The 16,501-nt window shown below is 62.9% G+C and carries 17 protein-coding genes; 11 read left to right on the plus strand and 6 right to left on the minus strand.

All coding sequences use genetic code 11. The features are described 5' to 3' along the window. The first annotated feature begins 7 nt into the window (after positions 1-7). From sufD to sufA, 4 genes are all read left to right on the plus strand, one after another. On the plus strand, positions 8-1,276 hold the full coding sequence (gene sufD, locus A4R29_RS11540; protein ID WP_063171958.1) for a Fe-S cluster assembly protein SufD: 1,269 nt from the start codon (positions 8-10) through the stop codon (positions 1,274-1,276). A gap of 185 nt (positions 1,277-1,461) precedes the next feature. Then, on the plus strand, positions 1,462-2,703 hold the full coding sequence (locus A4R29_RS11545) for a cysteine desulfurase (RefSeq protein ID WP_063171959.1): 1,242 nt from the start codon (positions 1,462-1,464) through the stop codon (positions 2,701-2,703). Between the two features lie 21 nt (positions 2,704-2,724). After that, positions 2,725-3,117 (plus strand): SUF system Fe-S cluster assembly protein, encoded by a 393-nt coding sequence (locus A4R29_RS11550; protein WP_013532157.1) that lies wholly within the window; start codon positions 2,725-2,727, stop codon positions 3,115-3,117. 100 nt (positions 3,118-3,217) lie between these two features. After that, positions 3,218-3,598, plus strand: a complete 381-nt coding sequence (sufA, locus tag A4R29_RS11555) for a Fe-S cluster assembly scaffold SufA (RefSeq protein WP_063173650.1) — start codon at positions 3,218-3,220, stop codon at positions 3,596-3,598. 184 nt (positions 3,599-3,782) lie between these two features. Here sufA and A4R29_RS11560 read toward each other — a convergent pair whose 3' ends face one another. Further along, positions 3,783-4,280: a GFA family protein gene (locus tag A4R29_RS11560; protein ID WP_063171960.1), complete on the minus strand. Its 498-nt coding sequence runs from the start codon at positions 4,278-4,280 to the stop codon at positions 3,783-3,785. Positions 4,281-4,370: 90 nt separating this feature from the next. Between A4R29_RS11560 and A4R29_RS11565 the strand changes: the two genes are divergently transcribed. Further along, positions 4,371-4,694 carry a TfoX/Sxy family protein gene (locus A4R29_RS11565; protein ID WP_063171961.1) on the plus strand — a complete coding sequence of 108 codons (324 nt, stop codon included), beginning with the start codon at positions 4,371-4,373 and terminating at the stop codon, positions 4,692-4,694. A gap of 68 nt (positions 4,695-4,762) precedes the next feature. On the opposite strand, the gene A4R29_RS11570 is transcribed toward A4R29_RS11565, so the two are convergent. Continuing rightward, complete coding sequence (locus tag A4R29_RS11570; protein WP_063171962.1) at positions 4,763-5,680, minus strand: pseudouridine-5'-phosphate glycosidase; 918 nt, start codon at positions 5,678-5,680, stop codon at positions 4,763-4,765. Positions 5,681-5,754: 74 nt separating this feature from the next. Then, positions 5,755-6,699 (minus strand): carbohydrate kinase family protein, encoded by a 945-nt coding sequence (locus A4R29_RS11575; RefSeq protein ID WP_063173651.1) that lies wholly within the window; start codon positions 6,697-6,699, stop codon positions 5,755-5,757. 280 nt (positions 6,700-6,979) lie between these two features. Between A4R29_RS11575 and recA the strand changes: the two genes are divergently transcribed. Further along, on the plus strand, positions 6,980-8,077 hold the full coding sequence (gene recA, locus A4R29_RS11580) for a recombinase RecA (RefSeq protein WP_013532151.1): 1,098 nt from the start codon (positions 6,980-6,982) through the stop codon (positions 8,075-8,077). 292 nt (positions 8,078-8,369) lie between these two features. Then, on the plus strand, positions 8,370-11,036 hold the full coding sequence (gene alaS / locus A4R29_RS11585) for an alanine--tRNA ligase (RefSeq protein WP_063171963.1): 2,667 nt from the start codon (positions 8,370-8,372) through the stop codon (positions 11,034-11,036). Between the two features lie 50 nt (positions 11,037-11,086). Here the strand turns inward: alaS and A4R29_RS11590 are convergent, their stop codons facing one another. Together A4R29_RS11590 and A4R29_RS11595 are read right to left on the minus strand one after the other, a co-directional pair. After that, a complete protein-coding gene (locus A4R29_RS11590) occupies positions 11,087-11,713 on the minus strand; it encodes a glutathione S-transferase family protein (RefSeq protein ID WP_063171964.1) in 627 nt (208 codons plus the stop codon). A gap of 12 nt (positions 11,714-11,725) precedes the next feature. Further along, entirely contained in the window at positions 11,726-12,937 is a 1,212-nt protein-coding gene (locus A4R29_RS11595; RefSeq protein ID WP_063171965.1) for an NADP-dependent isocitrate dehydrogenase, read from the minus strand. Between the two features lie 216 nt (positions 12,938-13,153). Here A4R29_RS11595 and A4R29_RS11600 point away from each other — a divergent pair, with 216 nt between their 5' ends. The 3 genes from A4R29_RS11600 to A4R29_RS11610 all read left to right on the plus strand — a co-directional run bounded on the left by A4R29_RS11600 (position 13,154) and on the right by A4R29_RS11610 (position 15,114). Continuing rightward, positions 13,154-14,068, plus strand: a complete 915-nt coding sequence (locus A4R29_RS11600) for an RNA methyltransferase (RefSeq protein ID WP_063171966.1) — start codon at positions 13,154-13,156, stop codon at positions 14,066-14,068. Then, positions 14,061-14,861: a glutamate racemase gene (gene murI, locus A4R29_RS11605; RefSeq protein ID WP_013532145.1), complete on the plus strand. Its 801-nt coding sequence runs from the start codon at positions 14,061-14,063 to the stop codon at positions 14,859-14,861. The genes A4R29_RS11600 and murI overlap by 8 nt, the downstream gene beginning before the upstream one ends. A 64-nt stretch (positions 14,862-14,925) precedes the next feature. Further along, positions 14,926-15,114 carry a DUF3008 family protein gene (locus A4R29_RS11610; RefSeq protein WP_013532144.1) on the plus strand — a complete coding sequence of 63 codons (189 nt, stop codon included), beginning with the start codon at positions 14,926-14,928 and terminating at the stop codon, positions 15,112-15,114. 112 nt (positions 15,115-15,226) lie between these two features. Here the strand turns inward: A4R29_RS11610 and A4R29_RS11615 are convergent, their stop codons facing one another. Beyond that, complete coding sequence (locus A4R29_RS11615; RefSeq protein ID WP_063171967.1) at positions 15,227-15,436, minus strand: hypothetical protein; 210 nt, start codon at positions 15,434-15,436, stop codon at positions 15,227-15,229. 375 nt (positions 15,437-15,811) lie between these two features. On the opposite strand from A4R29_RS11615, the gene rpsD reads away from it, so the two are divergent. Continuing rightward, positions 15,812-16,429, plus strand: coding sequence for a 30S ribosomal protein S4 (rpsD, locus tag A4R29_RS11620; protein ID WP_013532142.1), 618 nt, complete (start codon positions 15,812-15,814; stop codon positions 16,427-16,429). Positions 16,430-16,501: the final 72 nt, after the last annotated feature.

The following is a 16,501-nucleotide window of genomic DNA, read 5'->3' on the forward strand; positions in this document are numbered from 1 at the left end:
CAGTTTGATGAACATGCACGCACAACCGCAGCGGACACCGGCCGAGACAGCGTTGATCGACGCGTTCGGCGACCGGCTGTCGCTGCTGCCGGGTGACGGCGCGGTGATGCTGAAGCGCGACGACGCCATCGAGACGATCAAGCACGGCCTGCCGACGCGGCGCGTCGAATCCTGGCACTATACCGACCTGCGCCGGTTGCTGAATACCGTGCCGGACTTCGACCCGGCCGCCTTGGCCAAAGTCATTGCGCCGATCGTCGACGGTTCCACCGTGGTGTCGATCCTGAACGGCAAGTCCGACGCCAAAGCGCCGGTTCTTGAAGGCGTCTCTTTCCAGCGCCTGTCGGAAAAGCTGGTCGACGGCAGCGCAGCACCTGGGCTCGACCCCTATGGCAGCGACGACGCCATCGGCGCGCTGAACACGGCTTTCGTCGCCGACGGATATTTTGTCGACATCGCCGATGGCGTGGAACTCGAAAAGCCGGTCGAGCTGCAGAACCTGCAGGCCGGCGGCCAGACCCATGTGCGCCTGCCAGTGCGTGTCGGCGCCGGCGCCAAGGCCGTCATCGTCGAACGGCAGACGGGTGACGGCGCTGCCCTGGGCAGCTCGGTCAGCCAGCTCGTGCTCGGCGAAGGCGCCGAGGTAACGTGGCTGATTGTCCAGGAACAGCCGGAAACGGCGACGCATCTGGCCCAGTTCAAGGCCCATATCGGCAAGAATGCCAAGCTGACGTTGTTCGTCATGAACGCCGGCGGCAAGCTCGTGCGCCAGGAGATCATGGTCAGGACGACTGGCGAAGGCGCCGATTTCAAGCTGCGCGGCATCAACCTCTTGGCCGGCGACACCCATACCGACGTGACCATGGTTCTCGACCACGCCGTGCCGCACACGACCTCGACGGAGATCATCCGCAACGTGGTGACGGGCAAGGCGCGCGGCGTGTTTCAGGGCCGCATCAACGTCCATCAATATGCGCAGAAGACCAACGCCAAGATGGCATGCAACACGCTGTTGCTGTCGGACGATGGCGAGTTCTCGACCAAGCCGGAGCTTGAAATCTTCGCCGACGACGTGATTTGCGGCCATGGCGCGACGGTCACCGAGATCGACCACGATCATCTGTTCTACCTGATGGCGCGCGGCGTCGACGAGAAAAGCGCGCGGGGGCTGCTCGTGAAGGCCTTCGTCGCCGAGGTGATAGAGGAACTGGACGACGAGGCGATCGTCGAAGCGCTGGAAGCGCGGCTCGACGGCTGGTTCGTGACGCACGGCTAATTGGATGGGGTCCGGCAAAGCCACCCCTCATCCGTCTTGGCGCTACGCGCCAATCCACCTTCTCCCACAAGGGGAGAAGGTAAAGCGCTAGACCTTCTCCCCTTGTGGGAGAAGGTGGCCGAGCGAAGCTCGGTCGGATGAGGGGTGTTGGAAGGATCTCGGCCTTGGCCGGCAAGGACTTTGAAATGGACCAGAAACTCGAAAACATTCCCTACGACGTCGAAGCGATCCGCCGCGATTTCCCGATCCTGTCGCGGGAAGTCTATGGCAAGAAGCTGGTCTATCTCGACAATGGCGCCTCGGCACAGAAGCCGCAGGTGGTGCTCGACGCTGTCCAGCACGCCTACAGCCAGGAATATGCCAACGTCCATCGTGGCCTGCATTTCCTGTCCAATGCCGCGACCGACGCCTACGAAAAAGCGCGCGAAACGGTACGCCGTTTCCTCAACGCGCCAAGCACCGACAACATCATCTTCACCTCGAACACGACCTCGGCCATCAACACCGTGGCCTATGGCTATGGCATGCCCAACATCGGCGAGGGCGACGAGATCGTGCTGTCGATCATGGAGCACCACTCCAACATCGTTCCCTGGCATTTTATCCGCGAGCGGCAGGGCGCCAAGCTGGTCTGGGTGCCGGTCGACGATCTCGGCGTCTTCCACATCGAGGAATTCGAAAAACGGCTGACCGACCGCACCAAACTGGTCGCCGTCACGCAGATGTCGAATGCGCTGGGCACGGTGACGCCGATCAAGGAAATCGTGCGCATCGCGCATGCGCGTGGAATTCCCGTCCTCGTCGACGGCAGCCAGAGCGCCGTGCATATGCCGATCGATGTGCAGGATCTCGACTGCGACTTCTTCGTCTTAACCGGGCACAAGGTTTATGGCCCTTCGGGCATCGGCGTGCTCTACGGCAAGAAGGACATTCTCCAGGGCATGCGCCCCTTCATGGGCGGTGGCGAGATGATCGAGGAGGTGACGGAAGACATCGTCACCTACAACGAGCCGCCGCATCGTTTCGAAGCCGGCACGCCGCCGATCGTGCAGGCGATCGGACTGGGTGCCGCGCTCGACTATATGGAAACGATCGGCCGCGAGCGCATCGCCGCGCATGAGGAAGACCTCAAGACTTATGCGCATGAGCGGCTGCGCGCCATCAATTCGCTGCGCATCTTCGGCGATGCGCCCGGCAAGGGCGCCATCATCTCGTTCGAACTGCAAGGCATTCATGCGCACGACGTGTCGATGGTGATAGACAGGCAGGGCGTTGCAGTCCGCGCGGGCACCCATTGCGCCCAGCCGCTGTTGAAACGTTTCGGCGTAACCTCCACATGCAGGGCATCGTTCGGCATGTATAATACCAGGGCCGAAGTCGACGCTTTGGCCGAGGCGCTTGAAAAAGCGCGCAAATTCTTCGGATGACGATTTTTTTGGGTGACGACCATGGATGATGCAAGCATCGCTGCCGAGACCACTCCGGAAACCGCGCCCAATGCGCTGGTTTCGGGATCGGCCATCCCAGCCGACGAACTGGCGCGGTTGACCGACGACATCGTATCGGCGCTGAAGACGGTCTACGATCCGGAAATCCCGGCCGATATCTACGAGCTCGGCCTCATCTACAAGATCGACATCGAGGACAATCGCTCGGTCAAGATCGACATGACGCTGACCGCTCCCGGCTGCCCTGTCGCCGGCGAAATGCCCGGCTGGGTCGAAAATGCCGTCGGCGCCGTCGAAGGCGTGTCCGGCGTCGAGGTCAACATGACCTTCGACCCGCCCTGGTCTGCCGACCGCATGTCGGAAGAGGCGCAGGTGGCGGTGGGTTGGTACTAGCGTCAAGCCTGGAACACTTGCGCCAGGGATAAAACTTCACCATTTTAGGTGAGGAATCATTCGGCAGGCCTTGAACCTGCATGGAATGGAAGGAAAAAGAATGGGACGCTTCGCCGTCATCACCATGACCGAAAAGGCCGCCGACCGGGTGCGCGAGATCGTCGCCACCCGCGACAACGCGCATGGCATCCGCCTCGGCATCAAGAAGGGCGGCTGCGCCGGCATGGAATATACGGTCGATCTGGTGAGCGAGCCCAACACCAAGGACGACCATATCGAGCGCGACGGCGCGCATGTCTATGTCGCGCCCGAGGCCGCGCTATTCCTGTTCGGCACCGAGATGGATTTCGAGCAGACGACGCTGCGCACCGGCTTCACCTTCCACAACCCGAACCAGAGCTCGGCCTGCGGCTGCGGCGAATCCGTCGAACTGAAGCCGGCCGACCTGAAGGCACTGGCAGAGGCACGCGCTTCGGCCTGATTTTTTCCTTCGCCCCGTTTACGCGGAGAAAGTGTCACGAAGTGACGGATGAGGGGCAGCGCCAGCCTCTCCAGAGTTAGCTCCGCCCAGCTTGCCGGCGTACGTCGTTAGAAAATCCAAGCAATTGGCTTTTCGTTCGCTGCGCGGATCACTCCTCACCTCCCCGTAAACGGGGCGAAGAAACTCACTCCACCCACATGCCCGTCCGCTTGTGCCAATCGGCGATCGATTCCTCGGGATAGACGTCGAAGACCTTGTCGTGCTTGCCAACCACCGGCTCCACCCAGTTCGCTTTGTATTTCAGCATCAGGTGCACTCGGCTCGGCGGAATGGGTAAATCGCTGTCGATCGCTGAGGCGAAGGGGTGCACCAGTTCCGGCCAGGTTGGATCGTAGAGCCAAAGGGCTGAGCCGCATTTCTTGCAGAAATTGCGCTCGCCGGTTGAGATTTCGCAATGCGGATGCTCGTCGTCCTCGATCTCCGCCCGAAAGACGCCGAGGCTGCGCTTGCCCCTGATGTTCAGTGTCTCGTTGTCGGCACCGAGATTGATGGCAAACCCGCCGCCGCCCTGCTGCTTGCGGCAGATCGAGCAGTAGCACAGCATGAATGGCGCCGGCGTGTGGCTCTCCACCTCGAAACGCACGGCATTGCAGCGGCAGGACCCTTTCAGCAGGACGGGCATGGCGGGAAAACTCCGATACCTCTCTCAACCTGTCAGCATGATTTTGGTTGCGGCGATGACAAGGCCAGATGCCGGTGACATGATCTCGGCATGGACAATGAACGCATCGCCGAACTGTTCGAGGGCCTAGGCCCGGTCAGCATCCGCAAACTGTTCGGCGGCAAGGGCATCTATTTCGACGGCGTCATCGTCGCCATCGTGCTGCGCAGCGAATTGCTGTTGAAGGCCGACGAGCAAAGCGCCCCCGAGTTCGAGGCCGCCGGCTGCACGCAATGGACCTATACCGGCTCGCGCCACGGCAAGCTGGTCGCCATGCCCTACTGGAGCGTTCCCGACAGCGCGTTCGATGATCCCGAGGAGATGGCGGCCTGGGCACGCCGGGCGTATGAGGCGGGGCGGCGGGCGGGGAAGTGACGCCAGCCTTCTTGGCACAGCGGAGGGACAGCACCCCCCTCTGTCCCGCCGACCTTGGAGGCCGTGCCCTACAATGCCCTGGCTATCCTCGCCGCCAGCCGTGCATTGTTTTCCACCAGCGCGATGTTGGTCTTGAGGCTCCTGCCGCCGGTCAGTTCGAGGATTTTTCCCAGCAGGAACGGCGTCACCGCCTTGCCGGTCACGTTGAGCGCTTCGGCGGCCTTCTGCGCGGCGTCGATATAGCCCGCCATCTCCGCAGCCGGGATTTCCTGGTTTTCCGGCACAGGATTGGCAATCAGCATGCCGCCAGCAAGCCCAAGTGCTGCCCTCGTCTGGTAGAAATGCGCGATCTCTTCCGGCTCGTGCAAGGTCAGCGGCGCGCGGAACGGCGATTGCCTGGACCAGAAGGCCGGCATCGTCTCGCAGCCATGGCCGATCACCGGCACGCCGCGCGTTTCCAGCACCTCCAGCGTCTTTTCGATGTCGAGGATGGCCTTGGCACCAGCTGAGACGACAATCACCGGGGTGCGCGCCAGCTCGTCGAGATCGGCGGAAATGTCAAAGCTCTTTTCGGCGCCCTTGTGCACACCGCCGATGCCGCCGGTGGCGAACACTTTTATGCCGACAATATGCGCCGCGATCATGGTGGCGGCGACCGTGGTGCCGCCGGTGCGCCCTTGCGCCACCGCAAAACCGAGATCGGCGCGCGACAGTTTCATGGCGTCGCCCGTCATCGCCAGCGATTCGCGCTCGCCGTCCGAAAGCCCGATCTTGATGCGGCCGCCAACCACGGCGATCGTCGCCGGCACGGCGCCGCCATCGCTGATGATCTTTTCGACATCGGCCGCCATGGCGCCATTGTCGGGGTAGGGCATGCCATGGGTGATGATGGTGCTTTCCAGCGCCACCACCGGCCGGCCGTCGGCCAGGGCCTGCGCCACCGGCGCGTGGATGTCGATGAAGGGGCGGGCGGTCTCAGGGGTCATGAAGGTCTCCTATCCGGAATGCGGCGCGTCCGTCGGACGCTCGGCAACATCGCGGCACTATGAATTCGCCGGTCTCATGCCACTTCCCTGGCATCCGGCACAAGAGCCAACGCTTCCGCGAAGCTCGCCGCGGTGAACTCCGGAACGGCGGCGGCGCTTTCGATGGCAAGCGTCGCCCCGGCAATGCCTTCGCGCAGAGCTGCCCGCAGCGGCAGTCCGCGCAGCAAGGCAGCGACCGTTGCGCCCGCCAGCGCATCGCCGGCGCCGGTGACGTCGGCGACCTTTCTTGGTGGCGGCGGCAGGATAGAGAAGGCGCCGGCTTCATCGAAGCCCAGCATGGGCCCGCCGCCTGCCGTCACCACGCCGCTGACGAGGCCGCTGCATCGCAACCCGTCGACCACCTCGCGCTCCGTGGCATTCGCGGCGACGCCGGCCAGCGCCATGGCCTCGCGCCGGTTCATGAAGACCAGCGAAAGCTCCTTCAGCACCGGTAGCAACCGCACCACCTTGGCCGGCGAAATGGCAATCGCGAAAACCGGCTTGCCCGCGGCGAGCGCGACCAGCCGTTCCAGCGCCGTCGTCGGCAGATTGGCGTCGCAGAAGACGGCATCTGCGGCAGCGATCACCTCCCGCACCCTGGAGCGCCTGATCTGCTTGGGAAACGCCAGGTCGTAGAGCGCCATGTCGGCAAAGCCGACGATCAGTTCGCCTTCGCTGTCGATCAGCGCCGTGTAGCTCGGCGTCGTGCGGTCGAGGAAAACCGCCGACAGGTCGGCAATGCCTGCCCCGGCGATGGCTCGCGAAACGGTGTCGGCAGCGGCATCGCCGCCGCGAACCGACATCAGCGACGCGGAGACGCCGCGCCGCACGGCACTGCGCAAGGCGTTGAAGACGCCGCCGCCGACATCCTCGCGCATCGTGCCCGGATTGGAGGCGGCGGGCACGTAGGCGCCGGACACCTGGCCGCGCCGGTCGATATGGGCGCCGCCTACGGCCAGTATTTTCGCGGATTTCAGCATGCCGGCGATATGACCTTTGTTATTCCAGCCGCACAAGCGCTAGGCTGTGCGACCGAGCTTCGCATGCAAGGCGGCGATTCGGCAGGTCGAAACAACCGAGCCGTCTGGCCCAACGTGCGGTGCATTCCCGATCGAATCCTTGGACAAAAAAAGAACAAATCCGGATATTGCTTGTTTTTCAGTTATTTGGTCCCTCTTGCCAAATGAGAACAAAAAAGGTACAAATAGGCAGGGATTACGGATTGTCCGGCCTTCATTGACGACCAAGGGGTGATGTATCATGGCTCAGAATTCTTTGCGGCTGGTAGAGGACAAGGCAGTGGACAAATCAAAGGCTCTGGATGCGGCGCTGTCGCAGATCGAGCGGGCTTTCGGCAAGGGCTCGATCATGCGGCTCGGCGCCAACGAGCAGGTCGTCGAGATCGAAACGGTGCCGACCGGCTCGCTTGGCCTCGACATCGCGCTTGGCGTCGGTGGCCTGCCGCGCGGCCGCATCATCGAGATCTACGGGCCGGAAAGCTCGGGCAAGACGACGCTGGCCCTGCACACCGTGGCCGAAGCCCAGAAGAAGGGCGGCATCTGCGCTTTCGTCGATGCCGAGCACGCGCTTGACCCGGTCTATGCCCGCAAGCTTGGCGTCGATCTCGAAAACCTGCTGATTTCGCAGCCCGACACCGGTGAGCAGGCGCTGGAAATCTGCGACACGCTGGTGCGCTCCGGCGCCATCGACGTGCTGGTGGTCGATTCGGTCGCGGCGCTGACGCCACGTGCCGAAATCGAAGGCGAGATGGGTGATTCGCTGCCCGGCCTGCAGGCCCGCCTGATGAGCCAGGCGCTGCGCAAGCTGACCGCCTCGATCTCGCGCTCCAACACCATGGTCATCTTCATCAACCAGATCCGCATGAAGATCGGCGTCATGTTCGGTTCGCCCGAGACGACGACCGGCGGCAACGCGCTGAAATTCTACGCATCGGTGCGCCTCGACATCCGCCGCATCGGCTCGGTCAAGGACCGCGACGAAGTCGTCGGCAACCAGACCCGCGTCAAGGTGGTCAAGAACAAGCTGGCGCCGCCCTTCAAGGTGGTCGAGTTCGACATCATGTATGGTGAAGGCGTGTCCAAGACCGGCGAACTGGTCGATCTCGGCGTCAAGGCCGGCGTGGTCGAGAAGTCGGGCGCCTGGTTCTCCTACAATTCGCAGCGTCTCGGCCAAGGCCGCGAGAATGCCAAACTGTTCCTGCGCGACAATCCCGACACCGCACGCGAGATCGAGCTGGCGCTCCGACAGAATGCCGGGCTGATCGCCGAAAAGTTCCTTGAGAATGGCGGCTCCGAAGGTGGCGACGACGGGTTCGAGGAGGAATCCGGCGCGATGTGACAACTCGCGAGGTCGGCCGGAGTTCGGCCATAATCGCATTCTATTATCTCGGGCTTAAGTAATCGAGTTCCGCGTTAATGCGTTTTGAAACCGCCGGCCCAGTGCCGGCGGTTTTGCGTTTCGGCGGCGAAAACAGGCCGGTTCGAACGGCCGGCAAAGGCCGTGGATTGGACCAATTCCGTGTTTCTGGACAGGGTGAAGCGCGGCGGCTAAAAGGCCAAGTCCTAATCTTCTAAAACGCAGAGCCCATTTCCGCCGGTTTGCCGGCGGCCCTTCCGAAAAGGCAGCATTCATGAGTGGCGTGAACGAAATCCGGTCGACATTTCTCGACTACTTCCGCAAGGAGGGGCACGAGATCGTCGCGTCGAGTCCGCTGGTGCCGCGCAACGACCCGACGCTGATGTTCACCAACGCCGGCATGGTACAGTTCAAGAACGTCTTCACCGGCCTGGAGAAGCGGCCCTATTCGCGCGCCTCGACCGCCCAGAAGAGCGTTCGCGCCGGCGGCAAGCACAACGATCTCGACAATGTCGGCTACACCGCGCGTCATCTGACGTTCTTCGAGATGCTCGGCAACTTCTCCTTCGGCGACTATTTCAAGGAGCGCGCCATCGAGCTTGCCTGGAACCTGATCACCAGGGAATTCGGGCTGAGCAAGGACAAGCTGCTGGTCACCGTCTATCACACGGACGACGAGGCGGCCGGCTTCTGGAAGAAGATCGCCGGTTTTTCCGACGACCGCATCATTCGCATCGCGACCTCGGACAATTTCTGGGCGATGGGCGACACCGGACCCTGCGGGCCGTGCTCGGAGATCTTCATCGACCGCGGTGAGCACATCTGGGGCGGCCCTCCCGGCAGCCCGGAGGAAGATGGCGACCGTTTCCTGGAATTCTGGAACCTGGTGTTCATGCAGTATGAACAGGTGACGAAGGAGGAGCGCATCGACCTGCCGCGCCCCTCGATCGACACCGGCATGGGCCTGGAGCGCATGGCCTCCATCCTGCAAGGGGTGGAAAGCGTCTTCGAGACCGATCTGTTCCGTCACCTGATCGACGCGGCCTCGTCCGCGATCGGGCATGGTCCCGACAAGGAGACGGTCGCCTCCTACCGGGTCATTGCCGATCATCTGCGCTCGTCCTCCTTCCTGGTCGCCGATGGCGTGCTGCCCTCGAACGAAGGCAGGGGCTACGTCCTGCGCCGCATCATGCGCCGCGCCATGCGTCATGCGCAGTTGCTCGGTGCCAACGAACCGCTGATGTGGAAGCTGGTGCCGGCGCTGGTGCGCGAAATGGGCCAGGCCTATCCGGAACTGCTGCGCGGCGAACAATTGATCACCGAGACGCTGAAGCTCGAGGAGACCAGGTTTCGCAAGACGCTGGTGCGCGGCCTCGGCCTGCTTTCCGAGGCGACCGAAACGCTGCATGCCGGCGACATGCTGGATGGCGAGACGGCCTTCAAGCTCTACGACACCTATGGCTTCCCGCTCGACCTGACGCAGGACGCACTGCGCCAGCGCAGCATCTCGGTCGATATTGCCGGCTTCACCAACGCGATGGAGCAGCAGAAGGCCGAGGCGCGCAAGCATTGGGCCGGGTCCGGCGACGCCGCCACCGAGACCATCTGGTTCTCGGTGCGCGAGAAGGCCGGCGCCACCGAGTTCCTCGGCTATGAGACTGAAGCTGCGGAAGGCATCATCCAGGCGCTTGTCCGGGACGGCAAGGCTGTCGACGGCGCCGGCAAGGGCGACGCGGTGGCGATCGTCGTCAACCAGACGCCGTTCTATGCCGAGTCCGGCGGCCAGATGGGCGACACCGGCGTCATCTCCGGCGAGGGGTTCTCGATCGAGGTTTCGGATACGCAGAAGAAGGCCGACGGGCTGTTCGTGCATATCGGCAAGGTGGCCAGCGGCACCGTCAAGACGGGCGCGGCTGTCGAGCTGAAGGTCGATCATGCAAGGCGCTCGAGGCTGCGCGCCAACCATTCCGCGACGCATCTGATCCATGAGGCGCTGCGCGAAGTGCTGGGCAGCCATGTCGCACAGAAGGGCTCGCTGGTCGCGCCCGAGCGCCTGCGCTTTGACATCTCGCACAACAAGCCGATTTCGGCCGAAGACCTCGAAGAGGTCGAGCGCATGGCCAACGAGATCGTCGTCCAGAACGGCCCGGTGACCACGCGCCTGATGTCGGTCGACGATGCCATCGCCGAGGGCGCCATGGCGCTGTTTGGCGAAAAGTACGGCGACGAAGTGCGCGTCGTGTCGATGGGCACCGGCCTGCACGGCGCCAAGGCGAACCGGCCCTATTCGGTCGAGCTCTGCGGTGGCACCCATGTCCGGGCGACCGGCGATATCGGCCTCGTGCGTGTCGTATCGGACAGCGCGGTCGCCGCCGGCGTGCGCCGCATCGAGGCATTGACGGGCGAAGCCGCGCGCAAACATCTCGACGAGCAGGACAGGCGTTTGAAGGCGACGGCAGCCGTATTGAAGATTTCGCCGGCCGATGTACCGGCGCGCGTCGAGACGCTGCTCGAAGAGCGCAAGAAGCTCGAAAAAGAACTGACCGAAGCGCGCAAGAAGCTGGCATTGGGAGGCGGATCGTCTGCCGATGCTCCAGCCGCCAATGAGACGGTCGCCGGTGTCGGCTTCCTCGGCAAGACAGTCTCAGGTGTCTCACCGAAGGACCTGAAGCCGCTGGCCGATGCCGGCAAGAGTTCGCTCGGCTCCGGCGTCGTCGTCTTCGTCGGCGCCGGCGAAGACAACAAGGCAAGCGTCGTCGTCGCCGTCACCGACGACCTCGTCGGCCGCTTCAGCGCCGTCGACCTTGTCCGAGTGGCCTCGGCGGCGCTCGGCGGGCAGGGCGGCGGCGGACGGCCCGACATGGCCCAGGCCGGCGGCCCCGACGCTTCCAAGGCCGATGATGCGATTGCTGCGGTAAGGGCGGCACTCGAAGCGGCGTAGGCGTGGACTGAATTTAAAGCAACGGTTGGAGGGACAGCGGACGTCTCTTATCAGCCGATTTTTTCAGTCCGCACGAAGCTCGGCCGAGCCGCAATGCGCGCATACCAGTCCCGGATATCAGGGAACTCGGCCAGCAGATTTCGCCCCTCGGCGACCTTGACGAAATAGCCGATGATCGGTGCGGCATGCAGGTCGCCCAGTGTCAGCTGGTCGCCCAGCAGCCACGGTCCCGGCGCTTTCAGCGCGGACAGCGTCCGAAGCGCTTTGCTCGCCTGAGCAAGGCCGCCGGCGATCAACGCCTCATCCGGCGCTTCCTTCTCCAGCCGCTCGACGGCGACATCCCAGACCATCGACCTATAGGCGTAGGCATCGAGCAAGCCGATGATCAGGTTCATGGTTGCGCGGGTGCGCGGATCCGATGGCTGTAGGGCAGGCCCGTCGAACGCCTCGTCGACATATCTGGCAATAGCGCTCGTCTCGAAGAGCCGAAACGCGTCATGCTCGAAGGCCGGGATGCGGCCGAACGGATGATGCTCGAAATACCAGGCGGGAACGCCCTCGGCGGCAAAGACATCGACCGGCACAAGCTCGTAGTCGATGCCTTTTTCCGCGAATACGAGGCGGACGATGCGTACATAGACGCTGTAATCCGCCCCGTAGACGATGGGCTTGCCCATCTTGCTTACTTATCAGGCCATCGCCTTCTGCAGGTTCTCGTCGATCTTGTCGAGGAAACCGGTGGTCGACAGCCAAGGCTGGTCGGGGCCGATCAGCAGCGACAGGTCCTTGGTCATGAAGCCGGACTCGACCGTCTGGATGCAGACTTTTTCCAGCGTCTCGGCAAAGCGCTTCAACTCGGCATTGTCGTCGAGCTTGGCGCGATGGGTGAGGCCACGCGTCCAGGCGAAGATCGAGGCGATCGAATTGGTCGAGGTTTCCTCGCCCTTTTGATGCTGGCGGTAGTGACGGGTGACGGTCCCGTGCGCGGCTTCCGCTTCCACGGTCTTGCCGTCCGGCGTCATCAGCACCGAGGTCATCAGACCGAGTGAGCCGAAACCTTGCGCGACCGTGTCGGACTGCACGTCGCCGTCATAGTTCTTGCAGGCCCAGACATAGCCGCCCGACCATTTCAGGGCGGAGGCTACCATGTCGTCGATCAGGCGGTGCTCGTACCACAGCTTCTTCGACTTGAACTCGGTCTCGAATTCAGCCTCGTAGACCTCCTGGAAGATGTCCTTGAAGCGGCCGTCATAGGCCTTCAGGATGGTGTTCTTGGTCGACAGATAGACCGGGTAGTTGCGCAGCAAGCCGTAGTTCAGCGAGGCGCGGGCGAACTCGCGGATCGACTCATCGAGATTGTACATGGCCATGGCGACACCGGCGCCGGGCGCGTCGTACACATCGTGCTCGATCACCTGGCCGTCCTCGCCGACGAACTTGATGGTCAGCTTGCCCTTGCCGGGGAAGCGGAAATCGGTGGCGCGGTACTGGTCGCCGAAAGCATGACGGCCGACGATGATTGGCTTGGTCCAGCCGGGCACCAGGCGCGGCACGTTCTTCATGATGATCGGCTCGCGGAAGATGGTGCCGCCGAGGATGTTGCGGATGGTGCCGTTCGGCGACTTCCACATCTTCTTCAGCTTGAACTCCTCGACGCGCTGCTCGTCAGGCGTGATCGTCGCGCATTTCACGCCGACGCCGTATTTCTTGATGGCGTTGGCCGAATCGATGGTCACCTGGTCGTTGGTGGCGTCGCGATGCTCGATGCCGAGGTCGTAATATTCCAGCTTGAGGTCGAGATAAGGGTGGATCAGCTTGTCCTTGATGAACTGCCAGATGATGCGGGTCATCTCGTCGCCGTCGAGTTCGACGACCGGGTTCGCCACCTTGATCTTCGCCATGGAAAGAATGCCTCGTTGCTGGGATGTGGGACGGCCTTGCCCGCGTGGCGTTGGGCCGGGAGATGTCGCCCGTATATCAAAGCGCTTTTGGCCACGCAAACGGCGATCGGTCACGAATTGGAGGCCAGAGCCGTCGTCATTTGCGAATGCTTCATTTTCCCGGCCGAATATGGCAGGGGACGCTGAAATGCCGCAAACAGCAGTTCATTGACAATCATGCCCGTCACCAAAGATCCTGATAGCATTGCAGTCGCCGGCCCGGCGATCATCCTCGTCGAGCCTCAGCTTGGCGAGAACATCGGCATGGTCGCGCGCGCCATGGCCAATTTCGGTCTGTCGGAGCTGCGCCTCGTCAATCCGCGTGACGGTTGGCCGAGCGAGAAGGCACGTGCGGCGGCCAGCCGCGCCGATCATGTCATCGACGCCGTCACCGTCTTTGACGATCTGGCCTCGGCGCTCGCTGACCTGAACTTCGTCTTCGCCACCACGGCCAGGCAGCGCGACGGCTTCAAATCCGTGCGCGGGCCGGTGGAGGCGGGCAGATTGCTGCGGGCGCGCCACGTGATGGGCCAGCGCACCGGCATCCTGTTCGGCCGCGAGCGCTTCGGCCTCTACAATGACGAGGTCGGCCTTGCCGACGAGATCGTCACGTTCCCGGTCGATCCCGATTTCTCGTCGCTCAACATCGCCCAGGCCGCGCTTCTGATGTCCTACGAATGGATGAAGTCCGGCCTGGAAGACGAGACCAAGACCAATTTTTCCGGCCCGGACAGGAAGCCGGCAAGCAAGGAGGAATTGCACGGCCTGTTCGCCTATCTCGAAGGCGCACTGGAAGCACGCGGCTATTTCCGGCCGGCACCGAAGAAGCCGAAAATGATCGACAATCTGCGTGCGGTGCTGACGCGCGCCGGTTTTGCCGAACCGGAGCTGAAGGTGCTGCGCGGCATCATCTCGTCGCTCGACAGGTTTTCGCCGGCGATGCCGCGCGGCGACGGGTCCCCTGGCGATGATCCACGACGCTTGCCCGCGGCCGCCGCGCGGGCCCGCAAGGCGGAAGCGGCGCGCCTTGCCGGCGCCGGCAAGGACGATGACATACCGCCGCTTGGCGGAAAAGGAACCGACAATGACTGAGCGGCCGATCCTGATGTTCGATTCGGGCATCGGCGGGCTCACCGTACTGCGCGAGGCGCGCGTGCTGATGCCCGACCGCCGCTTCATCTATGTCGCCGACGACGCTGCGTTTCCCTATGGCGCCTGGGAAGAGCCGGCGCTGAGGGTGCATATCCTCGAATTGTTCGGCAAACTGCTTGAGCGGTTTGCGCCGGCCATTTCGGTCATCGCCTGCAACACCGCCTCGACGTTGGTGATCGACGCGCTGCGCGACAGATTTCCCGAGCATCCTTTTGTCGGCATGGTGCCTGCGATCAAGCCGGCGGCGGAACGCACGCGCTCAGGGCTGGTTTCGGTGCTGGCGACGCCTGGCACCGTCAAGCGCCAGTACACGCGCGACCTGATCAGCAAATGGGCGCAGAAATGCCATGTCCGCCTGGTCGGCAGCGACAGGCTGGCGGGACTGGCTGAGATCTACATGCGTGAGGGCTTCGTCGATGAGGAGGCCGTGCGCGCCGAGATCACGCCATGCTTCGTCGAACGTGATGCGCTGCGTACGGATATCGTCGTGCTCGCCTGCACACACTACCCCTTTCTGGCCAATCGTATGCGCAAGACGGCGCCTTGGCCGGTCGACTGGCTCGACCCCGCCGAAGCGATCGCGCGCCGGGCGCTGTCGCTTCTCGCCGACATCGATCCGAGCGGTCGTGGCGAGATGTTGCCTGAAGGGCCCGACCTTGCCGTCTTCACATCGAAAAGAGCCGATTTCCCCACCCGCCGCCTGATGCAGGGGTTCGGGTTGGCGATGTCGTGATTGCGAAGCGGAACATCACGGCAGTCGTTGCGTTTTTCTCCTGATGCCAACGGGAGAAAGAGCCATGCCAGCCACCTCGAAAGCCCAGCAGAAAGCCGCCGGCGCGGCTCTGTCGGCCAAGCGCGGCGAGACCAAGAAGAGCGAACTCCAGGGCGCTTCCAAGGGAATGTACGAATCGATGAGCGAAAAGCAGCTCGAGGAATTCGCCGAGACGAAGCGCAAGGGCCTGCCGGAGAAGAAGTCGAAAGGCTAGAGTGCGGTCCGCCGTTCAAGGGAAACGCCGAAGAACACGAGCCGGAATCGAAAGCCCGCGGCCAAACCGCGGGCTTTGAAGTGATGTCGGCCGCCTGAGACCGGATTGGAGCCTACCAGCGCCCTCTGCACTGCTTGATCTTGTAGCGGATGACCTTCTTGTGGCCGTGCCGCCAGATGATTTTCTTCTTGATCACGATGCGGCAAGCCTGGTGGTGCCGGTGCCCTTGCCAATGCCTGGCCTCAGCCGGCTCCGGTGTCATGACCGCCATGGATCCCACCAACACAGCGGCTCCTGTCAGGGTAAGGAAGAATTTCTTCATGCGAATGTAGCTCCTCTGCTCCGGTCCCTTCCTGATGCCGCTGGCGCAACCTCCCGCCACATCCGGCACTGTACTCAACCCAGAGACGCTATATCGTCGCCATGGCCTACGCCAGCCACAAGCTTGACACCGGTTAAATCTCCGTTTAATCAGCGCGCCAACACCGGGCCGCAATGCCCGGTGGTTTTCTTTATGTGCGCAAGATGCGTGGAAATCCAATTCTACTATCTTGTTTGAACTGACGTGTCCCGTGGGTTTTCCGCCGCGTTGCGTGGGAAAACCCTGTCAGGTCTCGAAAACGGAGGCCAGAGGAGGGCGCGTTTCCTTCACCCGGACCATGAGGTTCCGGGTGTGTTGTTTTGAAAAGGGAATGCGATGAGCAAGCGCGAATCCGCGAAGTACAAGATCGACCGCCGTCTCGGCGAAAACATCTGGGGCCGCCCGAAGTCCCCGGTCAACAAGCGTGAATACGGCCCCGGCCAGCATGGCCAGCGCCGCAAGGGCAAGCTTTCCGATTTCGGCCTGCAGCTGCGCGCCAAGCAGAAGCTGAAGGGGCACTATGGCGACGTTTCGGAAAAGCAGTTCCGCAAGGTCTATGAAGAGGCTGACCGCCGCAAGGGCGACACCTCGGAGAACTTGATCGGCCTGCTCGAGTCGCGTCTCGACGCGGTCGTCTACCGCGCCAAGTTCGTGCCGACCATTTTCGCCGCCCGTCAGTTCGTCAACCACGGCCACGTCAACGTCAACGGCAAGCGCGTCAACATCGGCTCGTACCGCTGCAAGCCGGGCGATGTCGTCGAAATCCGCGAAAAGTCCAAGCAGCTGGTCATCGTTCTGGAAGCGGTCGGTCTCGCCGAGCGCGACGTGCCGGACTACATCGAAGCCGATCACAACAAGATGGTCGCGACCTTCTCGCGCATCCCCGGCCTGGCGGATGTTCCGTTCGCCGTGCAGATGGAACCGAACCTGGTCGTCGAATTCTATTCGCGCTAAACGAGCGCGTTCTGCGACATCCTGCGAAGGCCGCCCGTCGAGGCGGCCTTTTCTTTGTCGGTCATGTCCGCT

It is taken from the genome of Mesorhizobium ciceri biovar biserrulae (assembly GCF_001618845.1).
GTDB lineage: Bacteria > Pseudomonadota > Alphaproteobacteria > Rhizobiales > Rhizobiaceae > Mesorhizobium > Mesorhizobium ciceri.

Excerpts from the sequence above, each read along its gene's own strand:
- A4R29_RS11545 (WP_063171959.1), top strand. The coding sequence starts at position 1,462 with ATGGACCAGAAACTCGAAAACATTCCCTACGACGTCGAAGCGATCCGC.
- A4R29_RS11550 (WP_013532157.1), top strand. The coding sequence starts at position 2,725 with ATGGATGATGCAAGCATCGCTGCCGAGACCACTCCGGAAACCGCGCCC.
- recA (WP_013532151.1), top strand. The coding sequence starts at position 6,980 with ATGGCTCAGAATTCTTTGCGGCTGGTAGAGGACAAGGCAGTGGACAAA.
- alaS (WP_063171963.1), top strand. The coding sequence starts at position 8,370 with ATGAGTGGCGTGAACGAAATCCGGTCGACATTTCTCGACTACTTCCGC.
- sufA (WP_063173650.1), top strand. The coding sequence starts at position 3,218 with ATGGGACGCTTCGCCGTCATCACCATGACCGAAAAGGCCGCCGACCGG.
- A4R29_RS11615 (WP_063171967.1), bottom strand. The coding sequence starts at position 15,436 with ATGAAGAAATTCTTCCTTACCCTGACAGGAGCCGCTGTGTTGGTGGGA.
- rpsD (WP_013532142.1), top strand. The coding sequence starts at position 15,812 with ATGAGCAAGCGCGAATCCGCGAAGTACAAGATCGACCGCCGTCTCGGC.
- sufD (WP_063171958.1), top strand. The coding sequence starts at position 8 with ATGAACATGCACGCACAACCGCAGCGGACACCGGCCGAGACAGCGTTG.
- A4R29_RS11575 (WP_063173651.1), bottom strand. The coding sequence starts at position 6,699 with ATGCTGAAATCCGCGAAAATACTGGCCGTAGGCGGCGCCCATATCGAC.
- A4R29_RS11560 (WP_063171960.1), bottom strand. The coding sequence starts at position 4,280 with ATGCCCGTCCTGCTGAAAGGGTCCTGCCGCTGCAATGCCGTGCGTTTC.
- A4R29_RS11590 (WP_063171964.1), bottom strand. The coding sequence starts at position 11,713 with ATGGGCAAGCCCATCGTCTACGGGGCGGATTACAGCGTCTATGTACGC.
- A4R29_RS11570 (WP_063171962.1), bottom strand. The coding sequence starts at position 5,680 with ATGACCCCTGAGACCGCCCGCCCCTTCATCGACATCCACGCGCCGGTG.
- A4R29_RS11610 (WP_013532144.1), top strand. The coding sequence starts at position 14,926 with ATGCCAGCCACCTCGAAAGCCCAGCAGAAAGCCGCCGGCGCGGCTCTG.
- A4R29_RS11600 (WP_063171966.1), top strand. The coding sequence starts at position 13,154 with ATGCCCGTCACCAAAGATCCTGATAGCATTGCAGTCGCCGGCCCGGCG.
- A4R29_RS11565 (WP_063171961.1), top strand. The coding sequence starts at position 4,371 with ATGGACAATGAACGCATCGCCGAACTGTTCGAGGGCCTAGGCCCGGTC.
- A4R29_RS11595 (WP_063171965.1), bottom strand. The coding sequence starts at position 12,937 with ATGGCGAAGATCAAGGTGGCGAACCCGGTCGTCGAACTCGACGGCGAC.
- murI (WP_013532145.1), top strand. The coding sequence starts at position 14,061 with ATGACTGAGCGGCCGATCCTGATGTTCGATTCGGGCATCGGCGGGCTC.